The sequence below is a fragment of the Paenarthrobacter sp. NPDC089714 genome (assembly GCF_044748905.1).
GTDB lineage: Bacteria > Actinomycetota > Actinomycetes > Actinomycetales > Micrococcaceae > Arthrobacter.
Genome location: NZ_JBIVGX010000015.1, coordinates 59933 through 75693, shown reverse-complemented (window position 1 = coordinate 75693; position 15761 = coordinate 59933). Strand labels below are relative to the sequence as shown.

The following is a 15761-nucleotide window of genomic DNA, read 5'->3' as shown; positions in this document are numbered from 1 at the left end:
CTGCTGCCTCGGGACCCGGCGCAGAAGACGGCCTTGATACTAGTAGTAGGAGTACCAGAGTAATAGTATTTATGGGTGCACGATTCGGAGAGACGCAAAGAACTCGGCCTCTTCCTCAGGGCCCGGCGGGACCAGGCCCTCCGTTCCGAATACGGGCTACCCCCCATCTCCCGGAAACGCGAGCGCGGCCTGCGCCGCGAAGAAGTCGCCTTCCTCTCCGGCGTGAGCGTCACTTGGTACACGTGGCTTGAGCAGGGGCGGGACATCAGCCCGTCCCGGCAGGTATTGGAAGCGATCGCCCGCGCGCTGCACTTGTCCGATACCGGGCTGGCTTATGTGTTGTCCCTGGGCGGCTATGCCTCCTCGGTTTCAACCGCGCCCGTTGCCGGCAGCGCTCCCCCGCACGTGCAACGCCTGCTCGATGCCCTGGACCCGAACCCTTCGTATGCGCTCTCCCCCGACTGGGGAGTTGCCGGGTGGAACAAGGCCTACGCCGCCTTGTACCCGAACATCGCCAACGTCCCCGCCGAGGACCGGAATCTGTTGTGGCTCGTCTTCACGGATCCGTACATCCGCGATCTGCTCCCGGACTGGGATGTCACCAGCCGCCGCTTCCTCGCGGAGTTCCGCGCAGAAACCGGCCAGCGCCTGGGCGATCCGGACGTGAAATTCCAGGTGGAACGGCTCAAGGAAGCCAGCCCGGAGTTCCAGGAAAGCTGGGACCAGTACGACATCCTCGGTTTCGAATCCCGCGAGCGCCAGTTCCACCACCCGGCCGTGGGCGTCCTGCACCTGGAGCACCACCAGGTTTCGCCGTCGGACCGGCCGGACCTGCACCTGGTGGTGTACACGCCGGCACCGGACAGCGGTGCGGAGGAGCAGATCGCGCGACTGATGGAGCTGGGATCCTAGGGTTGCTCCTCCGCAGGCTTAGCGCTGCCCGATCGGGCTGATGGCCAGTTCGTCGATGCGCACATGTGGCGGGCTGTCGAGGATGAAGCGCACGGCCCTGGCCACATCCCCGGCGCCAAGCATCTGCGAGCGCTGTTCGGCGTCCGGCACTTCGGGGCGCATGGCCAGGAAATCGGTGTCCACGTCCCCCGGGCATAGATGGCAGACCTTGATGCCGTTGGTGCCTTCCTGGTCATTGATGGACGCGACCAGCGCGGACAGTCCGGTCTTGCTGCTCATGTAGGCCACGCCGGAACCGGGCGAGAACCGCCAGGCGGCACGAGAGGACACCACCACGATGTTCCCGGAGCCTTCGGCCCGCATGCCGGGGAGCACCAGGTGGATGGCCCGGGCGACGCTGGTGAGGTTGGTGTCCACGATGTCCGCGAAGTCATCCATCGATTGGTCCGCCCACGTTCGGTTGGGCGCGTTGAGGCCGGCGGCAAGTACGACGGCGGTCACCGGGCCCCAGTGTTCCTCGATCCTTGAGTGCGCCCCGGCCAACGATTCAGAGTTCCTGGCGTCCGCCACCACGTCCAGGGCTTCGCCACCGGCGAGCGCGATGAGGCGTGTGGTTTCGGCAACGGCGTCGTGGCGGCGGCCGGTGACTGCTACCCGCCAGCCGGCTTCGGCCGCCTCCACAGCGGCAGCCCTGCCCATGCCGCTTCCGCCACCGATGATCCAGAGTGTGCCAGCCATGAATCCCAACTCCAACTTTTAATAGTCATATCTTTGGAACTCATCGTATGCTATTCATATGACTAATGCAGCAGAAGTTCAGTGGGGAATCGAAGGCCGCGTGGTGGTGGTGACGGGAGCGGCCCAGGGCATTGGCCGCGTTATTGCAGAGAGCTTCGCACGCAACGGAGCCAAGGTTGCCGCCCTGGATATCTCGCGAGAAGGCGTCGAGGCGGTAGCCGCCGAACTGACCAAGGCTGGCGCCGCCGTCGTCGGCCTTGCCTGCGACGTCACCAACAGCGCTTCGGTGCAGGAAGCTGTGGAACGGGCTGCCGGGCACTTCGGCGGGATCGACATTCTGGTCAACAACGCGGGAATCAACGTTGAAGGCACGGTGGAGGAGCTTGAGGACACGGCGTGGCAACGCTGCTTCGATGTCAACGTCACCGGCGTGGCACGCATGTGCAAAGCAGCCATTCCCTATCTCAAGGAGAGCGGCCACGGCCGGGTGATCAACGCGGCGTCGTTCGCTGCGATTGTGCCCAGCATCGGCAGCGCCGCCTACGCGGCGTCCAAGGCCGCCGTCGTGCAATTCACCAAAGTGCTGGCCGGAGAGCTGGGGCCGTGGAACGTCACCGTCAACGCCTATGCTCCCGGAATGATCCCCACCGGCATGAACGGCTTCGCCACCATGCCCCAAGACGCGCAGGACCGCTTGCTGAACACGCTGACACTGCGGAAGTGGGGCGAGCCCCAGGAGGTGGCCGATCTCCTGCTGTTCCTCGCCAGCGACGCTTCGCGGTACATCACGGGAACCCAGATCGATGTCAGCGGAGGAAAGCTCGCCACGCAGATCCCGTCCAAGGCCTACGACGCCGTGGACGCCCGCCCGTGACGGAGCGGCCGCGCCCCTTGCCGGGACTGCACGACCAGGTCCTGGACAGTCTGGGAAAGGACATCTGCTCAGGCGTGCGGGCGCCGGGCAGCACCCTGACCCTGGAGGAACTGGAACGAACACACGGCGTCTCGCGGTCGGTGGCCCGGGAAACGGTGCGTGTCCTGGAATCCATGCAGTTGGTGGTCTCGCGCCGAAGGGTGGGGATCAAGGTGTTGGATCCGGACCAGTGGAACCTTTTCGAGCCACGGATCATCCGCTGGCGGATGCAATCACCGCAACGGCCAGAACAACTGGCAGCACTCGTTGGACTGCGCCTCGCCGTGGAGCCCGAGTCCGCACGCCTCGCCGCGTTGAACGCCTCGCCCGGCCAGGCGGCGGAGCTGGTGGCGTTGGCTGGACGCATGTGGGCCGCCGGCGAAGAAGGCAACCTGCAGGCGTTCCTGGAACTCGACGTCCAGTACCACGCGCTCATGCTCGAATGCTCGGGCAATCCGATGTTCGTCCAGCTGCAGGGGCTCATCAGCGAGTTCCTTGAGGGTTGGCATGCGGGCGGGCTTGGCCCCGGCCATCCGCACCCCGTGGCCCTGCAACTCCACTCGGAGGTGGCCGCCGCCGTCCAGCGCCGCGAACCGGAAGCCGCCTTCGCCACCATGCGGAACCTGCTCACCCGCAGCGCCGACGAAGCCAGCTGACGGCGCGTCCCGCCGTCGTACCCTACGTGCGCGCCTTGCGGCCCGCCCATACCAGCGTTGCCATCCACACCAAGGCGGCGAGTGCGGCATACCCGGCCGTGATGGCGGGAAGGCTGAGGCTCCGGCTCAGCTGCCCGGCCACGAGGCTGGGCAGCGCCGAACCCGTGTAGGAGATCGCGTAGATCACCGCCAGGAGTCCGGCACGTTCCTTGGGGAGGGCGTGGGGCAGGAGCGTGTTCATGCTGCCCGAGGTGGCGATGCCCATGCCGATGCCGCCCACCACCCCGGCGCCGATGAAGAGTGCCAGGATCCCCGCCGTGCTGGCGAACGCCAGGCCTGCGCCCGCTGCGGCAACCAAGGCCATCCCCCACCGCTGGGCCGTTGCGGGACCCAGCCGCCCGGCGATGAACCCGCCGAGGAAGCCTGGCGCCATGTAGGAGGCAAACACGGCCGCGGCGATGATGGGGCTGTGCGAGCCGAGGTTGTCGGCCGCAAGGGAGGGCCCGAACGAGTTGAAGTAGCCGCCGAACGCCCACGTGGCCACGAAAACGCCTGACGCGAGGGGCAGATGCGGTTTAGCGGCGGCGGGTACGGCCAGGTTGGGCACCAGCGAACGCCAGCCACCACCCACGCGCTTGACCGTTTCCGGCCGCGTGGCCAGTGCGATGGCGCAGGCGATAAGGACCAGTGCGAAGACACAGAAGGTGAGCTGGCGCGGAGCGGGCGCGAACTCCACCAAAACGCCGGAAAGAAACACGCCAACGGAGAGCCCCACCGTGGCCCCCGCCGTCGTAACGGCGGCCACGAGCCATCGGGGCCGCCGAGGAGCGGTGTCCACCACGTAGGCGCCGATGGCACTCGACGCGACGCCGGCGGCGAGGCCCTGGAGGGAACGGCCAAGCAGCAGGGGCAGGAAGCTGTGGACCCACAACAAGGTGACGCAGCCAAAGACGGCCAGCGTCAGCGCCGCAATCGACACCGGGCGGCGGCCGAAATGGTTCGAGAGCCGGCCAAGGAAGAGCAAGGCAAAGACCGCGCAGCAGAAATAGGCAACGGCCACCAGCGAGAATTGGTCGTTCGTGAGGCCGTCCGCAACCCGGTAAGTGTCGTACAAGGGGATGACGGCGGCACCGGCGGCGAAGACGCTGACGAAGGATGAGGTAGCGGCGATAAAGCCGCGGCCATCCTTGGTGGGTGCGCTTGCTGGGGTGCGCGAGGCAGTTGGGGCGCTCACGGGGCGGCGGGGAATTCGGTGGACATGCCTTCAACGCTACGGTGGCATCCCACGCGCAGGGAGTCACTGGCGTTACCCCTACTACCAACCCCCCTTTGACGTTGCGCAGGTCACGTTCTATGATTTATGAATCGATTCAAGATGTAACCCTCCTCACGCTGCGTAAGCGGGGAAGAGCTCTTGTTCCTTGCCAATGACGGACAAAGGAGACTCACGAATGAGCGTCATGCACCGACGGGACATCCAGCCCACGCTCGAGACCGCCCCTCTCGACAATGGACCAGGCAGGAAAGACCCCAAGAAAGCCGCCATGAGCGGTTGGATTGGAAGCGCACTCGAGTACTACGACTTCGCCCTGTACTCGCTGGCCGCGACACTTCTGTTCCCCACGATCTTCTTCCCCAGCGAAAACCCCACCGTGGGCATCATCGCTTCCCTGGCCACCTACGCCGTGGGCTACGTTTCCCGGCCGATCGGCGCAGTGGTCCTGGGTGCCTACGGCGACAAGCATGGACGCAAGAAAGTCCTTGTGTTTGCCATGCTGCTCATGGGCTTCGCCACCTTCGCCGTCGGCCTCCTGCCGACGTATGGACAGGTAGGACTCCTGGCTCCCGTACTGCTGGTGATCCTCCGCCTCATCCAGGGCTTCGCCGTGGCAGGCGAGCTTGGCGGGGCCAGCGCCATGATCGTGGAGCACTCCCCCGATGCACGCCGCGGCTTCTTTGCCAGCTTCAGCCTGCAGGGCACCCAGGTTGGTTCCATCCTGGCCACGGCCGTCCTGATCCCGCTCGCTTCCCTGCTTCCCGATGACCAGTTCCACTCCTGGGGTTGGCGCATCCCGTTCCTGCTGAGCGCCGTAGTGATCCTGGCCGGCTACATCATCCGCCGGCGCGTCACGGAACCACCCGCTTACCTGGCACAGTCCGAGGCGGCCCTGACCGGGAAAACACAGGCCAAGCGCCGCTTCCCGCTGTTCGATCTTCTGCGCACCCACCCGTGGGTCCTGGTCCGCTGCATCGCCATGACCTTCACCAACGTCATCGGCATGGCCACCCTCATCTTCGGCGTCTCCTTCGCCACCCAAAAGGGCTACGGCATCGGCTTCACCAGCAGCGAGTTCCTCTGGGTCACCATGGCTGCAAACGTTGCGGCCGTCGTCACCATCCCGGTCTTCGGCGCCCTGTCCGACCGCATGGGCCGGCGGACGCTCATGGTTGCCGGTGGCATTGTGGGTGGCCTGCTGACCATGGGCTACCTGTATGCGATCCAGCTGGGCAGCCTGCCCCTGGTGTTCGTGTGCGTAGTGATCGTCCAGGGCATCTTCTTCCAGATGTGGAACGGCACCTTCGCCACGTTCTTCCAGGAGCAGTTCCCCATGCGGATGCGCGTCACCGGCTTCGCCGTTTCGCAGAACATCGGACTCATGATCGCGTCCTTCTTCCCGAGCCTGTTTACCGCGATCGCTCCTCCGGGGTCCGCGAACATCCCGTTGGTCATCGGCCTGACCACCCTCGGCATCTGCCTCGTCTCCGCCGTAGCCACCCTGCTGTCCTCGGACACCAAGGGCAAGACGCTGGACGAGCTGGAAACGCGCTGACCTGATCCTCATGGCACGCCCCGCCGCTTCCGCCCGCGCATGGATTGGCACCGTCTTCTTCCTGTTCCTTGCGCCCGGAGTCGTGGCGGGGCTGGTGCCGTGGACCATCTCCGGCTGGCGGCGGCACGACTGGGGTGAGGCCTGGATTGTCGAGCCGATCGCCCTGGTGGCCATCGCCGTCGGGGTTGCCTTCCTGCTGTACGCATTCGCCCTCTTCGCGATCCACCGCGGGACTCCGGCCCCGGTTGCGCCCACAGAGACACTGGTAGTCACGGGCGTCTACCGCTTCGTCCGGAACCCGATGTATCTGGCGGTCCTCGCCATCATCCTGGGGCAGGCCCTGCTGTTCGCGAACTGGTGGGTGGCGTTCTACGCCGCTTTGGTTTTCCTTGCCGTCTTCACCTTCGTCAAGGGTTACGAGGAACCGACTCTCACCGACAGATACGGCGGGCAGTACCTCGACTACCGGCGCCACGTCCCCGGCTGGTGGCCCCGCTTCACACCGTGGCGCGGGGAAGAAGGCGCACAGTAGGCTGTCCGGGGTAAACGGAAGCGGTGGCAAAGGGGAGTTCAATGACCGCGAAAGTACGTTGGGGCATCCTGGGCGGCGCACGCATTGTCCGCAAGACCATTCCGGCACTGCAGGCCACGGCCAACGGCGAGGTAGTGGGGATTGCTTCCCGCTCTGAAGTGAAAGCAAAGGAATTGGCAGACAAGCACGGCATTCCGCAGGCTTTCGGTTCCTACGACGAACTGTTGGCCTCCCCCGACATTGACGCGGTCTACCTGCCGTTGCCCAACGCGCTGCACCATGAATGGATCCTGAAGTCCCTCGACGCAGGAAAGCACGTCCTCTGCGAGAAGCCCTTGGCCATGAACGCCGCCGAATGCGAAGACATCGCGCGCAAGGCCGACGGGACGGGGCTCAAAGTCCTTGAGGGCTTCATGTACCGCTTCCATCCGCGGTTCGAGAAGCTGCAGGAACTTCTGGAGGCAGGAGCCGTGGGGACCTTGACGTTCGTCCACGTCGCCCATTCCTTCGATGCCGGCGGAGACGACAACATCCGCTGGTACGCCGGGCTGGGCGGCGGTGCGCTCTTCGACACCGGCTGCTACTGCGTCAATGCGGCCCGGATGGTCACCGGCCAAGAGCCCACCTCCGTGGAAGCCTTTGCCAACATGCGCGAAGCCAGCGACGACGGACTGATCGACACCAGCATCGCCGGGATCATGCGCTTCCCGGGCAACGCCACTGTGCTGTTCGATACCGGCGTCAATCTGGAACGCCGCAACTTCCTGGAGATCACTGGCACTGAAGGCCGGCTGTACCTGGACAACCCGTTCGGGCTCCTGGACGAGGATTCCGTCCTTGAGGAGCACCACTTCGGGCAGGATCCCGTTCGTCACCACGTCAAAGGCCGGAACCATTTTGTCCGGATGGGCGAACACTTCGCGGACAGCGTCCTGAACGGCACCCCGCTCCGCTACGACCTCGCTGACGCGGCGAACAACGCCCGCACCCTGACAGCACTTCGGGACGCTGCCCGGAAGCACAGTGAGGCCTGACAATCCGTAGCTAGGCCAAGAACTCTCCCTAAGAATATTCATTCAGTGAACGAAGTGTTCAAAAATGCTTGACAGGGAGACCTGTGAAGATCACACTGAAGTTGGTTCATTCAGTGAACATTTAGTTCATTCTTTGGAGATGATTGCGATGACTCGTCGCGACAGGATCAACGTCAATAACCGCGGGGCAGCGAGCAGGCAGAGCCGCTCGGGGCACGGAACAGAGCCCTCCACCAAGCACCTCCCGGCGGCCGACTACGACGGACCGCTCTTCCCGGACATGGCGGAGTAGGCCCGCCGCTACTGCTGGCCGATATCGATTCCGGTCACGGGATCACCGGCGCGTTCGTACACCAAGCAGAGGGCTCCCTTGGGGAAAGCCTGCGGCTGTCCAACCAGCCGGAAGGCCGCGGGAATACCTGTGCCTTCGGTCCACAGCTTCTTCCCTTTGCCGAAGGTGAGCGGGTAGACGTAGAGGTTCAGCCGGTCAACAAGGTCGGCATTGAGCAAGGAGCGGGTCAGGTCCCCGCTGCCCACCACATGGATGTCTTCGAAGCGGTCCTTCAGTTGGCCCACCTCTGATACGTCAGGGAGTGCGGTGGTGCCCTGCCAGGACGGGTCAGTCAGGGAACGTGAAACAACAAACTTCGGCATGGCGTTGAACTTGCCGGCAATTGGATCGCCGGCGTCCTGGCTGGGCCAATACCCCGCAAAGATGTCATAGGTCCGCCGACCCAGCAGCAGGGCGTCCATGCGATCGATGCCGGCCATGATTACAGCACCGGTCCCTTGGTCCGAGTAGGCAGCCTGCCAGCCACCAAACTCGAAACCGCCCGAAGGATCCTCGTCCGGCCCGCCGGGCGCCTGGTACACGCCATCAAGGGTGATGAACAGATCAACGGACAGCATTCCCATGTGAGCGCTCCTCAGGAGGTGGTTTTGCTCCAGCCTGCCATGATGACGGGTTCATGAACAGAGCCCCTATGCGCAGGTGAGGTTGCCCTTGAGGACTTTGCCGGTCCAGGCGTTGGAGGTGCCGGGAACCTTGTAATAGCCGCGGATCTCGTAGGACCACGTGCCGATGACCTCGTAGCCGGAGGTGTACGTCTTGCCGGCAGCTTTGCTGAGGTCGCCGGTGAATTCGAGGTTTCCGGAGCGGTCGAAGATCTTGACCTCGTGGTAGTTGGCATTTGCCACCGCGCTGAACGAATTGACGGTCACGGTGGCCCTGATGCCGAACTGGCAGCTCATGGAGACATTGGCGGCAGCGGGTGCGGCCAGGCTCGCTGCCGAAAACTGCGGAGAAGCCAGTTCGCTGTCGCGGAAAGCCGCGCTGGCCGCCGTCGTACCCGAAAACACGCCAGCCGCCACAACCACGGCCACAGCTACGCTGCGCAGGAAGTTGAAGCGGCTTTTCACGACTGGTCCTTTCGCGTGGCGTGGCGGGGTGGTTACTTGACGGTTTCGGTGCGTTGGGTGCCGGTGAAGGAGAAGGCGATGGTGGAGGTGGCGCCTTGGAAGGTGTTGTCCGCGGTGGTGGGGAACGCGGTGGTGACTTTGAGGTTGTCGGTCTTGGCCGAGGTCAGGGAGGTCAGGTTGTTCAGGACCTTGTTCGCGCCGATCACCGGGGCCGAGGCCAGCACGGTGGTCTTGGTCCCGCCGCAGGTGTACGGGGCAGCGGACCCGGTCCACGGCACGGAGCAGTTCTCGATGGTCAGCTGCAAACCATTGGTCGTGTCGGTGGTCAGCAGGGATCCGGTGGCGCCGGCGGAGGTGGTCAGGGTGACGTTGTTCAGGTCCGAGTTGCCGGTGTTGGCCAGGGTGACGAGTTTTTCGACCTTGTCACCGGGCAGCAGGCCCGCGACCGGGACGTTCAGGGTGTTCGATGCCCCGGTGCCCAGGGCGATGGTCACGGTCCCGGCAGTCACGGCCTGGGACGCGGAGGTGGAGGAAGTGAACGCACCGTAGGTGCCCATCCCGGCGACAGCGGCTGCGGTGCCGACCAGGGCGACGGAGGCGAGGATCTTGCCGGAGGTGGTCTTGAGGCTGATGGCCATGTGAATCAGTGTCCTTTTCAAAGTGGCCACCGTTTCCCCGGACGGCCGTTTCCTTGTTTCCAGCCTTACTGGCTGACAAGAAATACTTTGACGGCCCCACCTCAAGACAGAACGCTGCAAACCCACAGCACCGCGTCAGGAAAACCTCAAGACTTCCTCAAGCAGGCAACTCCAACCTGAAACCGCAGCCCAAACACTGCAGCACCTTGGTTCCCAACCGCACATCAAGGAGGACCAGCTCCTCCCCGGGCACTGGTTTCGCGGTGACGCTGCGCCTGACTTCGATGGGCACCCTGGTCATGGGCTCACCGCAATGGAGGTAGCTGTCGCCGAAGAGGATGAGCCCCTCGAGGTTTGCCTTGGTGTTGAGCTTCGCGGCGACCTCGCGGAAGGGGGTGAAGTGGGAGAGGACTGAGCCGCAGTCCGCACAGCTGTAGGACACCGCCACCAGCAGCCCTACCGTGTGGGCCCGGACGGACTCAATCGAGTGGAGCACCAAGTGCTCGTCCGAGCCGCACGTTGAGCACCACATCCGCTCCCCCTGAGGCACGGACATTTCGCCCGATGGAGTTGAATCCTTTGCCATGGCTGCACCTCGCATAAGTAAGCATCCTTACTAAATTCTACCGCAGCGAGGGCCCAATGATGCCTAATTGCTCCAGCCGCGCCGCCATGCCGGCGCCGTCGGGAGCATAAATCCAGGGAACTCCGGGAGTTGGCTGGGCGTCGGACGAGCGGCCGCCGGCAAGCACCGCCTCGCCTGCCGAGAGTTGACGGATGGCGATCGCCTTCACGTTCTCCGGGTGCCGTTGGGCAAACTCGGAGTAGATGGCAACATCGTGCTGCCCGTCATCCCCCACCAGCAGCCATTTGATGCCCGGGAACTCTTCAGCGAGGCGTTCCAAGCTGCCGTGCTTGTGCTCTTTCCCGCTCCGGAACCAACGATCCGTGGTGGGACCCCAGTCAGTGAGGAGCTTGGGCCCTGCCGGGTAAAGGTTGCGGGAGAGGAACCTCGAGATCGCGGGAGCCACGTTCCATGCACCGGTGGACAAGTAAAGAACGGGTGCCTCGGGGGCGTTCCGCGTAATCCGCTCATACAGCACGGCCATGCCCGGAGTCGGGGTGCGGGCATGCTCATTGAGGACGAACGTATTCCACGCCGCCAGGAAAGGGCGCGGCAGCGCCGTGACCATCACGGTGTCGTCAATGTCGGAGACAAGGCCGAAATCCGCGTCGTCCGGAACCACCTGGACGGGCGCCTCAACCACTGCGGAGGCCCCCGCCTGCAAGGTCACCGTGTGCCAGCCGGGTGCAAAGCCGGCCGGAATCCTGGCGTCCACCACCCCGCCGCGGTCCGCCTCGACGTCGTACTCCACCCCGTCAACGGTGATGCGGACGGCGGCATGGGCCACCGGGGCGCTGGTGAAGTTGCGCCACCCGCGCAGGCCTTCCGTGAGCGGCTTCCGCTTGCCGTCTACCGATCCGTTGCCGGCATAGCGGGGATCGCTGCGGACCACACGCGCCAGCACCCGGACCCAGGACGTTGACCCGTAGCCGGTATGCGGAATCACCGTGACCACGTGGCCGCGGCGGATGGCGAGCTTGTTCTGGAACCTCAGCCACGCGTCGTCGATCCTTGCAGCCAAGTGCCGCCGGCCCGAGGTGGCGTACGACGGCGGGTGGCCGGCTCCGGCGGTCCGGGACGGTGTGCGCGGTGTCTGGGAACGTGAACGCATGGGTCCAGTCTGGCACGGCTGGAGGGGCGCTAGCTGAACACGGCAAATGGTTCGCCGAAGAGGGCTTCGTCAGGCTCGATGCCGAGCCCCGGACCTTGCGGAAGGTCGATGTGGCCGCCCTCCACCGTGATGCCGCCCCGGGGGTCGTAGTGGCCTTCGATGTACGGTTGCGCAATCCAGACGCCCTCGTTGAGTTCGGGTCGGATGGTTGCCCCCAGGTGTGCGCAGGCCGCTGCGATGATGTCGCCGCCCCAGGAATCGTCTGATGTGTGCGGTGTCGAGTAGGCATCGCAGACATCCCGGAGGACCGAGGCGGGGTGCAGCCCGCCGAAGCGTGTGACCTTCAGGCCGAATCCATCGCAACCACCCGTGGCAACCGCAGTGACCGCCTTGGTCAGGTCCGTGGTGAGTTCATCGAGGTAGATGGCATGGTTCACGCGATCGCGCACCGAGCGGACTTCTTCCAAGGTGTTGCAGGGCTGCTCGATGATGAAGGGGATGTCCTGGCATTCACGACTGAGCCGCAAGGCATCACGCGTAGTGAGTCCACGGTTCGCGTCCACCGCCAAGCGGACGCCGCTCTTCCCCACCCGCTCCCAGACCTTGCGGATGGTGTCGATGTCCAGTTCGATGGGCCGCCCACCGACCTTCAACTGCAACCTTGGATAGCCCCCCGCAGCCTTTTCGGCGGCGCGTTCGGCGACAACGTCTGGTTCGTCGACCGCGAGGGCGTAGTAGGACGGGATCCGTTCCGTTTCCACGCCACCCAGCAGCTCGGCAACCCGAACGCCGTAGTGCTTCCCGGTAACGTCATGGGCCGCGATGTCGATGGCTGCCTTCGCGTAGCGGTGGCCGTACAACAACTGGTCCATGCGACGGTGAAGCAAGACGATGTTCGTTGGATCCTGACCGATGAGGCCCTGGGCCATCTCGGACAGGGCGGCGCGGTTGCCTGCTGCATGGTGCTGTTCGTAGACGGGTCCAACAGGACAGGCCTCGCCCCAACCCACCAGGCCGGTATCCGTGGTGAGGCGAACCAGGGTGGTGTCGAGCGAGAAGATCTCGCCGTGGGACATCCGGTACGGTCCGTTGTTGACGGGAAGATCGTGCGCGTAGATCGCTATTTCTGTGATTTTCACGGTCACGACTCCACGGCCGGCGGGACCAGGACGAGCTTCCCAGCGAATTTCTTGGAGATGAAATCCTCCTGTGCGCGGTGGATATCGCTAAGGGGATAGGTCCGGGAAACCAGCGGCCGGATGCGGCCTTGGTTGATGTAGCGCACCAGGTTCTCGAAGACCTCATCCTCCTGGAAGGTGCAGCCAAACAGGGAAAGGTCATTGAGGTAGATGGTCCGCAGGTCCACTTCAGCGAGGGGACCGCCGATGGCCCCGGCGATGGCGTACCGGCCACCGCGGCGCAGCAAGGCGAGCAGCCCTGATACACCATCTCCTCCGACCACGTCCACCACCACGTCGACGGACCGCGCCCCGAGGGCCTCGAGCAGGTCCTTGCCGCGGTCGATCACCTGGTCGGCGCCCGCCTCGCGCACCACGTCGGCCTTGCTGGGCGAGCAGATCGCGATGACCTCGGCGCCACGGAGCTTGGCAAGCTGGACCGCTGCCAGGCCAACGCCACCGGAAGCACCCGTGATGACCACCTTTTCTGCCTTGAGGCGGGACCTGTGAAGCATGCCCTCAGCCGTGGAGTAGGCGATCGAAATGGCGCCGAGCTCCACAGGGGAGAGCTCGGATTCGACCGTGTAGGCCTCGGACGAGGGTGCCACGGCGAACTGGGCGAACCCGCCGTCGCAGTCACTGCCGTAGGTCCAGCATTCGAACGGGCGGCGGTCCACGTAATGGCGCATCAAGTTGCGGACAATGACCCGGTCCCCGAGCCGGGCCGCGTCCACGCCGTGTCCGACTGCCACGACCTTGCCGTAGACGTCGCCGCCCTGGATGCGCGGGAACGTCAGGGGTACACCGGACCACGATGCGTCGTCCTCGTCGGCGCTGCCGGCGGACCCGGTCGCCGTCGAGTTCGTATCGCCGGTGACCGCTTTCGAGTACCAGCCGATGCGCGTGTTGATATCCGTGTTGTTGATGCCGGCGGCCTCCACCTGGATCAAAACCTCATCGGCTCGCGGCGAAGGGACAGAAACGTCGGTGCGGTACTCAAGTTTTTCGGGGCCCCCGTGCCCGGTCAGCAGAACGGCGGTCATTGTTGTTGGCAGGGTCATCATCGATCCCTTTCGAAAGATTTGGTCAGGATGGAAAGTCATCCACTAGATGGATGGTTTGGTCATTTTATTCACACACAGCTCGCTATGACAATGCTTCGGTTTACCGTTGACAATTGCTCACGTGGGTAACTATGTTGAACATCACGTTCAGCCATTGAACGATGCCAACCCCTACTTACGCGGCCGCAGACCACGCTTGCCTCTGAACAGGACACCCTCATGAAAATCGAACGCATTGAGCTCTTCCAGATTGACCTGCCTTACTCGGGAGGCACGTACAACCTCTCGGGCGGAAGGACCTACCAGTCCTTCGACGCGTCGATCGTCAAGATCACCGCCGACGACGGGACGGTCGGCTGGGGCGAAAGCACACCCTTCGGTTCCACCTACATCGCCGCCCATGCACTCGGGACCAGGGCGGGCATCGCCGAACTGGCTCCAGCACTCCTGGGCCGGGACCCGCGCCGGGTAGACCGGAACTACGACTTGATGGACGCCACGCTCGTGGGGCACAACCACGCGAAGACTCCCCTGGACATCGCCTGCTGGGACATCTTCGGCAAATCCACAGGGTTGCCCGTGTACGAATTGCTGGGAGGTGGAACCGGCACTCCCATGGTCATGATTTCCTCGATCCACGTGGGCGAACCCGAAGAGATGCGGGCAAGGGTTGCCGACCACAGGGCCAGGGGCTACCTTGGCCATTCCATCAAGATCGGTACTCCGGACAGCGAAGGCGGACCGGCCATCGACGCCGCACGCATCACCGCGTGCCTGGCGGACAGGCAACCGGGCGAGTTCTTTTTGGTGGACGCCAACGGAGGCATGACGCCGGAAAGCGCCCTGCGCATGCTGGCGTTGCTGCCCGCCGGCCTGGATTTCGTGATCGAAGCGCCCTGTGCCACGTGGCGCGAAACCATGTCCCTGCGCCAGCGCTGCCCCTACCCGATCATCCTTGACGAACTGGCCCAGCAGGACAACGACCTGGCCTGGGCAATCGCCAACGACGTCGCGGACGGCATTGGCTTGAAGATCTCCAAAGCAGGCGGATTGACGCCCGGCCGCCGCCAGCGCGACATTGCCCGCGCCGCCGGGATGACCGTCAGCGTGCAGGACACGGTGGGTTCAGCCATCGCCTTCGCCGGCATCGCCCAACTGGGCGCGACCGTACCCGAAAAGCTGCTCCGTTGCGTGCTCAATTGCGACGACATGGTCACGCTCAAGACCGCGGAGTTCAACTTCATCCAGCGGGACGGCGGAATCCTTCCCCCGGAAGCGCCAGGCCTGGGGATTACCGTCCACGAAGAGGTGCTGGGTCAACCCGTGGCGGTCTGGGGCGACTAGCATGCAACGCATCGGCCCGCGGTGCCGGCTCAGGCGCCCCGTTCTTCCCGGAGCGCCTTCTGCGTGGCAATGATCTGTTCGTCACCGCCGACGATGAGTTCCCGGACACCGGCCGCGATGGCGTCGGGGTCGCCTCCGTCGATAATGTCCAGTACCGCCCGGTGTGACTCCACCGTGCTCAGCAGAGGGTGGTCCAAAGCCGTGGTCAGGCGGAAAAGCTCCGTGAAGGTGGGCACTTGCTGCTCCCACACTGCCAGCAGGCGCCGGTTGCCGCAGAAAGCAAAGAAAGCCGAGTGGAAGCTAACATCGGCCTGTGCGAAGGCATCGGAATCAGCCGACTCGGCCGCTTTCCGCATGGCGTCCAGGGCAGCTTCGGCAGCAGCCCTCAGACCTTCCGGGTCTGCTTTTGCGCACTGTTGCGCCGCGGAAACCTCCAGGAGTTCCCGAAGCGAAAAGAGATCGCGGATGTCCTTCTCGTCCAGGCCCACCACCCGGTAGCTCCTGCCGGAAGCCGCGATGAGGCCCTCCCCGGCCAAGGTCCGCAAAGCATCCCTGACAGGACCCCGGCTGACCCCGAACGCCTCACCGATCGTTGCTTCCACCAAGGCGTCCCCTGGTTCGAGCTCACCGGACAGGATGTCCGCGCGCAATGAGGTCACCACTTGCTGTCCCAGCGCTGCTGGACGCTCTACCTGCCTGGCCATCGCCTGCGATCCTTCCTCCTGAATGAGCCACATCAGCCTACCGGAACGGTCATCGGTTTACC

Annotated in this window: 18 protein-coding genes; 8 read left to right on the top strand and 10 right to left on the bottom strand. The window is 64.5% G+C overall.

The features are described 5' to 3' along the window. The first annotated feature begins 75 nt into the window (after positions 1–75). Entirely contained in the window at positions 76–912 is an 837-nt protein-coding gene (locus ACIPY3_RS19960; protein WP_397326126.1) for a helix-turn-helix transcriptional regulator, read from the top strand. A gap of 18 nt (positions 913–930) precedes the next feature. On the opposite strand, the gene ACIPY3_RS19955 is transcribed toward ACIPY3_RS19960, so the two are convergent. Continuing rightward, positions 931–1650: an SDR family oxidoreductase gene (locus ACIPY3_RS19955; protein WP_400336781.1), complete on the bottom strand. Its 720-nt coding sequence runs from the start codon at positions 1648–1650 to the stop codon at positions 931–933. A 58-nt stretch (positions 1651–1708) separates the two neighbouring features. Here ACIPY3_RS19955 and ACIPY3_RS19950 point away from each other — a divergent pair, with 58 nt between their 5' ends. Together ACIPY3_RS19950 and ACIPY3_RS19945 are read left to right on the top strand one after the other, a co-directional pair. After that, positions 1709–2524, top strand: a complete 816-nt coding sequence (locus ACIPY3_RS19950; protein ID WP_400336780.1) for an SDR family NAD(P)-dependent oxidoreductase — start codon at positions 1709–1711, stop codon at positions 2522–2524. Then, positions 2521–3219, top strand: a complete 699-nt coding sequence (locus tag ACIPY3_RS19945) for a FadR/GntR family transcriptional regulator (protein WP_400336778.1) — start codon at positions 2521–2523, stop codon at positions 3217–3219. The genes ACIPY3_RS19950 and ACIPY3_RS19945 overlap by 4 nt, the downstream gene beginning before the upstream one ends. 22 nt (positions 3220–3241) lie before the next feature. Here ACIPY3_RS19945 and ACIPY3_RS19940 read toward each other — a convergent pair whose 3' ends face one another. Then, on the bottom strand, positions 3242–4453 hold the full coding sequence (locus tag ACIPY3_RS19940) for an MFS transporter (protein ID WP_400336777.1): 1212 nt from the start codon (positions 4451–4453) through the stop codon (positions 3242–3244). 217 nt (positions 4454–4670) lie between these two features. Here ACIPY3_RS19940 and ACIPY3_RS19935 point away from each other — a divergent pair, with 217 nt between their 5' ends. The 4 genes from ACIPY3_RS19935 to ACIPY3_RS19920 all read left to right on the top strand — a co-directional run bounded on the left by ACIPY3_RS19935 (position 4671) and on the right by ACIPY3_RS19920 (position 7908). Further along, a complete protein-coding gene (locus tag ACIPY3_RS19935; protein WP_400336775.1) occupies positions 4671–6050 on the top strand; it encodes an MFS transporter in 1380 nt (459 codons plus the stop codon). Between the two features lie 10 nt (positions 6051–6060). Beyond that, positions 6061–6582 (top strand): methyltransferase family protein, encoded by a 522-nt coding sequence (locus ACIPY3_RS19930; protein WP_400336773.1) that lies wholly within the window; start codon positions 6061–6063, stop codon positions 6580–6582. Positions 6583–6623: 41 nt separating this feature from the next. Further along, entirely contained in the window at positions 6624–7616 is a 993-nt protein-coding gene (locus ACIPY3_RS19925) for a Gfo/Idh/MocA family protein (RefSeq protein ID WP_400336772.1), read from the top strand. Positions 7617–7755: 139 nt separating this feature from the next. Then, on the top strand, positions 7756–7908 hold the full coding sequence (locus tag ACIPY3_RS19920; RefSeq protein WP_400336771.1) for a hypothetical protein: 153 nt from the start codon (positions 7756–7758) through the stop codon (positions 7906–7908). A gap of 8 nt (positions 7909–7916) precedes the next feature. On the opposite strand, the gene ACIPY3_RS19915 is transcribed toward ACIPY3_RS19920, so the two are convergent. The 7 genes from ACIPY3_RS19915 to ACIPY3_RS19885 all read right to left on the bottom strand — a co-directional run bounded on the left by ACIPY3_RS19915 (position 7917) and on the right by ACIPY3_RS19885 (position 13648). Next, positions 7917–8531, bottom strand: a complete 615-nt coding sequence (locus ACIPY3_RS19915; RefSeq protein ID WP_400336770.1) for a dihydrofolate reductase family protein — start codon at positions 8529–8531, stop codon at positions 7917–7919. Between the two features lie 66 nt (positions 8532–8597). Then, the gene (locus ACIPY3_RS19910) at positions 8598–9035 is read right to left on the bottom strand and encodes a hypothetical protein (RefSeq protein WP_400336769.1); all 438 of its coding nucleotides are present in this window, start codon (positions 9033–9035) and stop codon (positions 8598–8600) included. Between the two features lie 32 nt (positions 9036–9067). Then, a complete protein-coding gene (locus tag ACIPY3_RS19905) occupies positions 9068–9673 on the bottom strand; it encodes a TasA family protein (protein ID WP_400336768.1) in 606 nt (201 codons plus the stop codon). Between the two features lie 157 nt (positions 9674–9830). Continuing rightward, positions 9831–10259 (bottom strand): hypothetical protein, encoded by a 429-nt coding sequence (locus ACIPY3_RS19900; RefSeq protein WP_400336767.1) that lies wholly within the window; start codon positions 10257–10259, stop codon positions 9831–9833. Positions 10260–10296: 37 nt separating this feature from the next. After that, positions 10297–11409 carry an App1 family protein gene (locus tag ACIPY3_RS19895; RefSeq protein WP_400336766.1) on the bottom strand — a complete coding sequence of 371 codons (1113 nt, stop codon included), beginning with the start codon at positions 11407–11409 and terminating at the stop codon, positions 10297–10299. Between the two features lie 29 nt (positions 11410–11438). Next, positions 11439–12548: a mandelate racemase/muconate lactonizing enzyme family protein gene (locus ACIPY3_RS19890; RefSeq protein ID WP_400336765.1), complete on the bottom strand. Its 1110-nt coding sequence runs from the start codon at positions 12546–12548 to the stop codon at positions 11439–11441. Between the two features lie 2 nt (positions 12549–12550). Then, positions 12551–13648, bottom strand: coding sequence for an alcohol dehydrogenase family protein (locus ACIPY3_RS19885; RefSeq protein ID WP_400336764.1), 1098 nt, complete (start codon positions 13646–13648; stop codon positions 12551–12553). Between the two features lie 222 nt (positions 13649–13870). On the opposite strand from ACIPY3_RS19885, the gene ACIPY3_RS19880 reads away from it, so the two are divergent. Beyond that, complete coding sequence (locus ACIPY3_RS19880) at positions 13871–14995, top strand: mandelate racemase/muconate lactonizing enzyme family protein (protein WP_400336763.1); 1125 nt, start codon at positions 13871–13873, stop codon at positions 14993–14995. 29 nt (positions 14996–15024) lie between these two features. On the opposite strand, the gene ACIPY3_RS19875 is transcribed toward ACIPY3_RS19880, so the two are convergent. Next, positions 15025–15699, bottom strand: coding sequence for a GntR family transcriptional regulator (locus ACIPY3_RS19875; protein ID WP_400336762.1), 675 nt, complete (start codon positions 15697–15699; stop codon positions 15025–15027). Between the last annotated feature and the right edge of the window lie 62 nt (positions 15700–15761).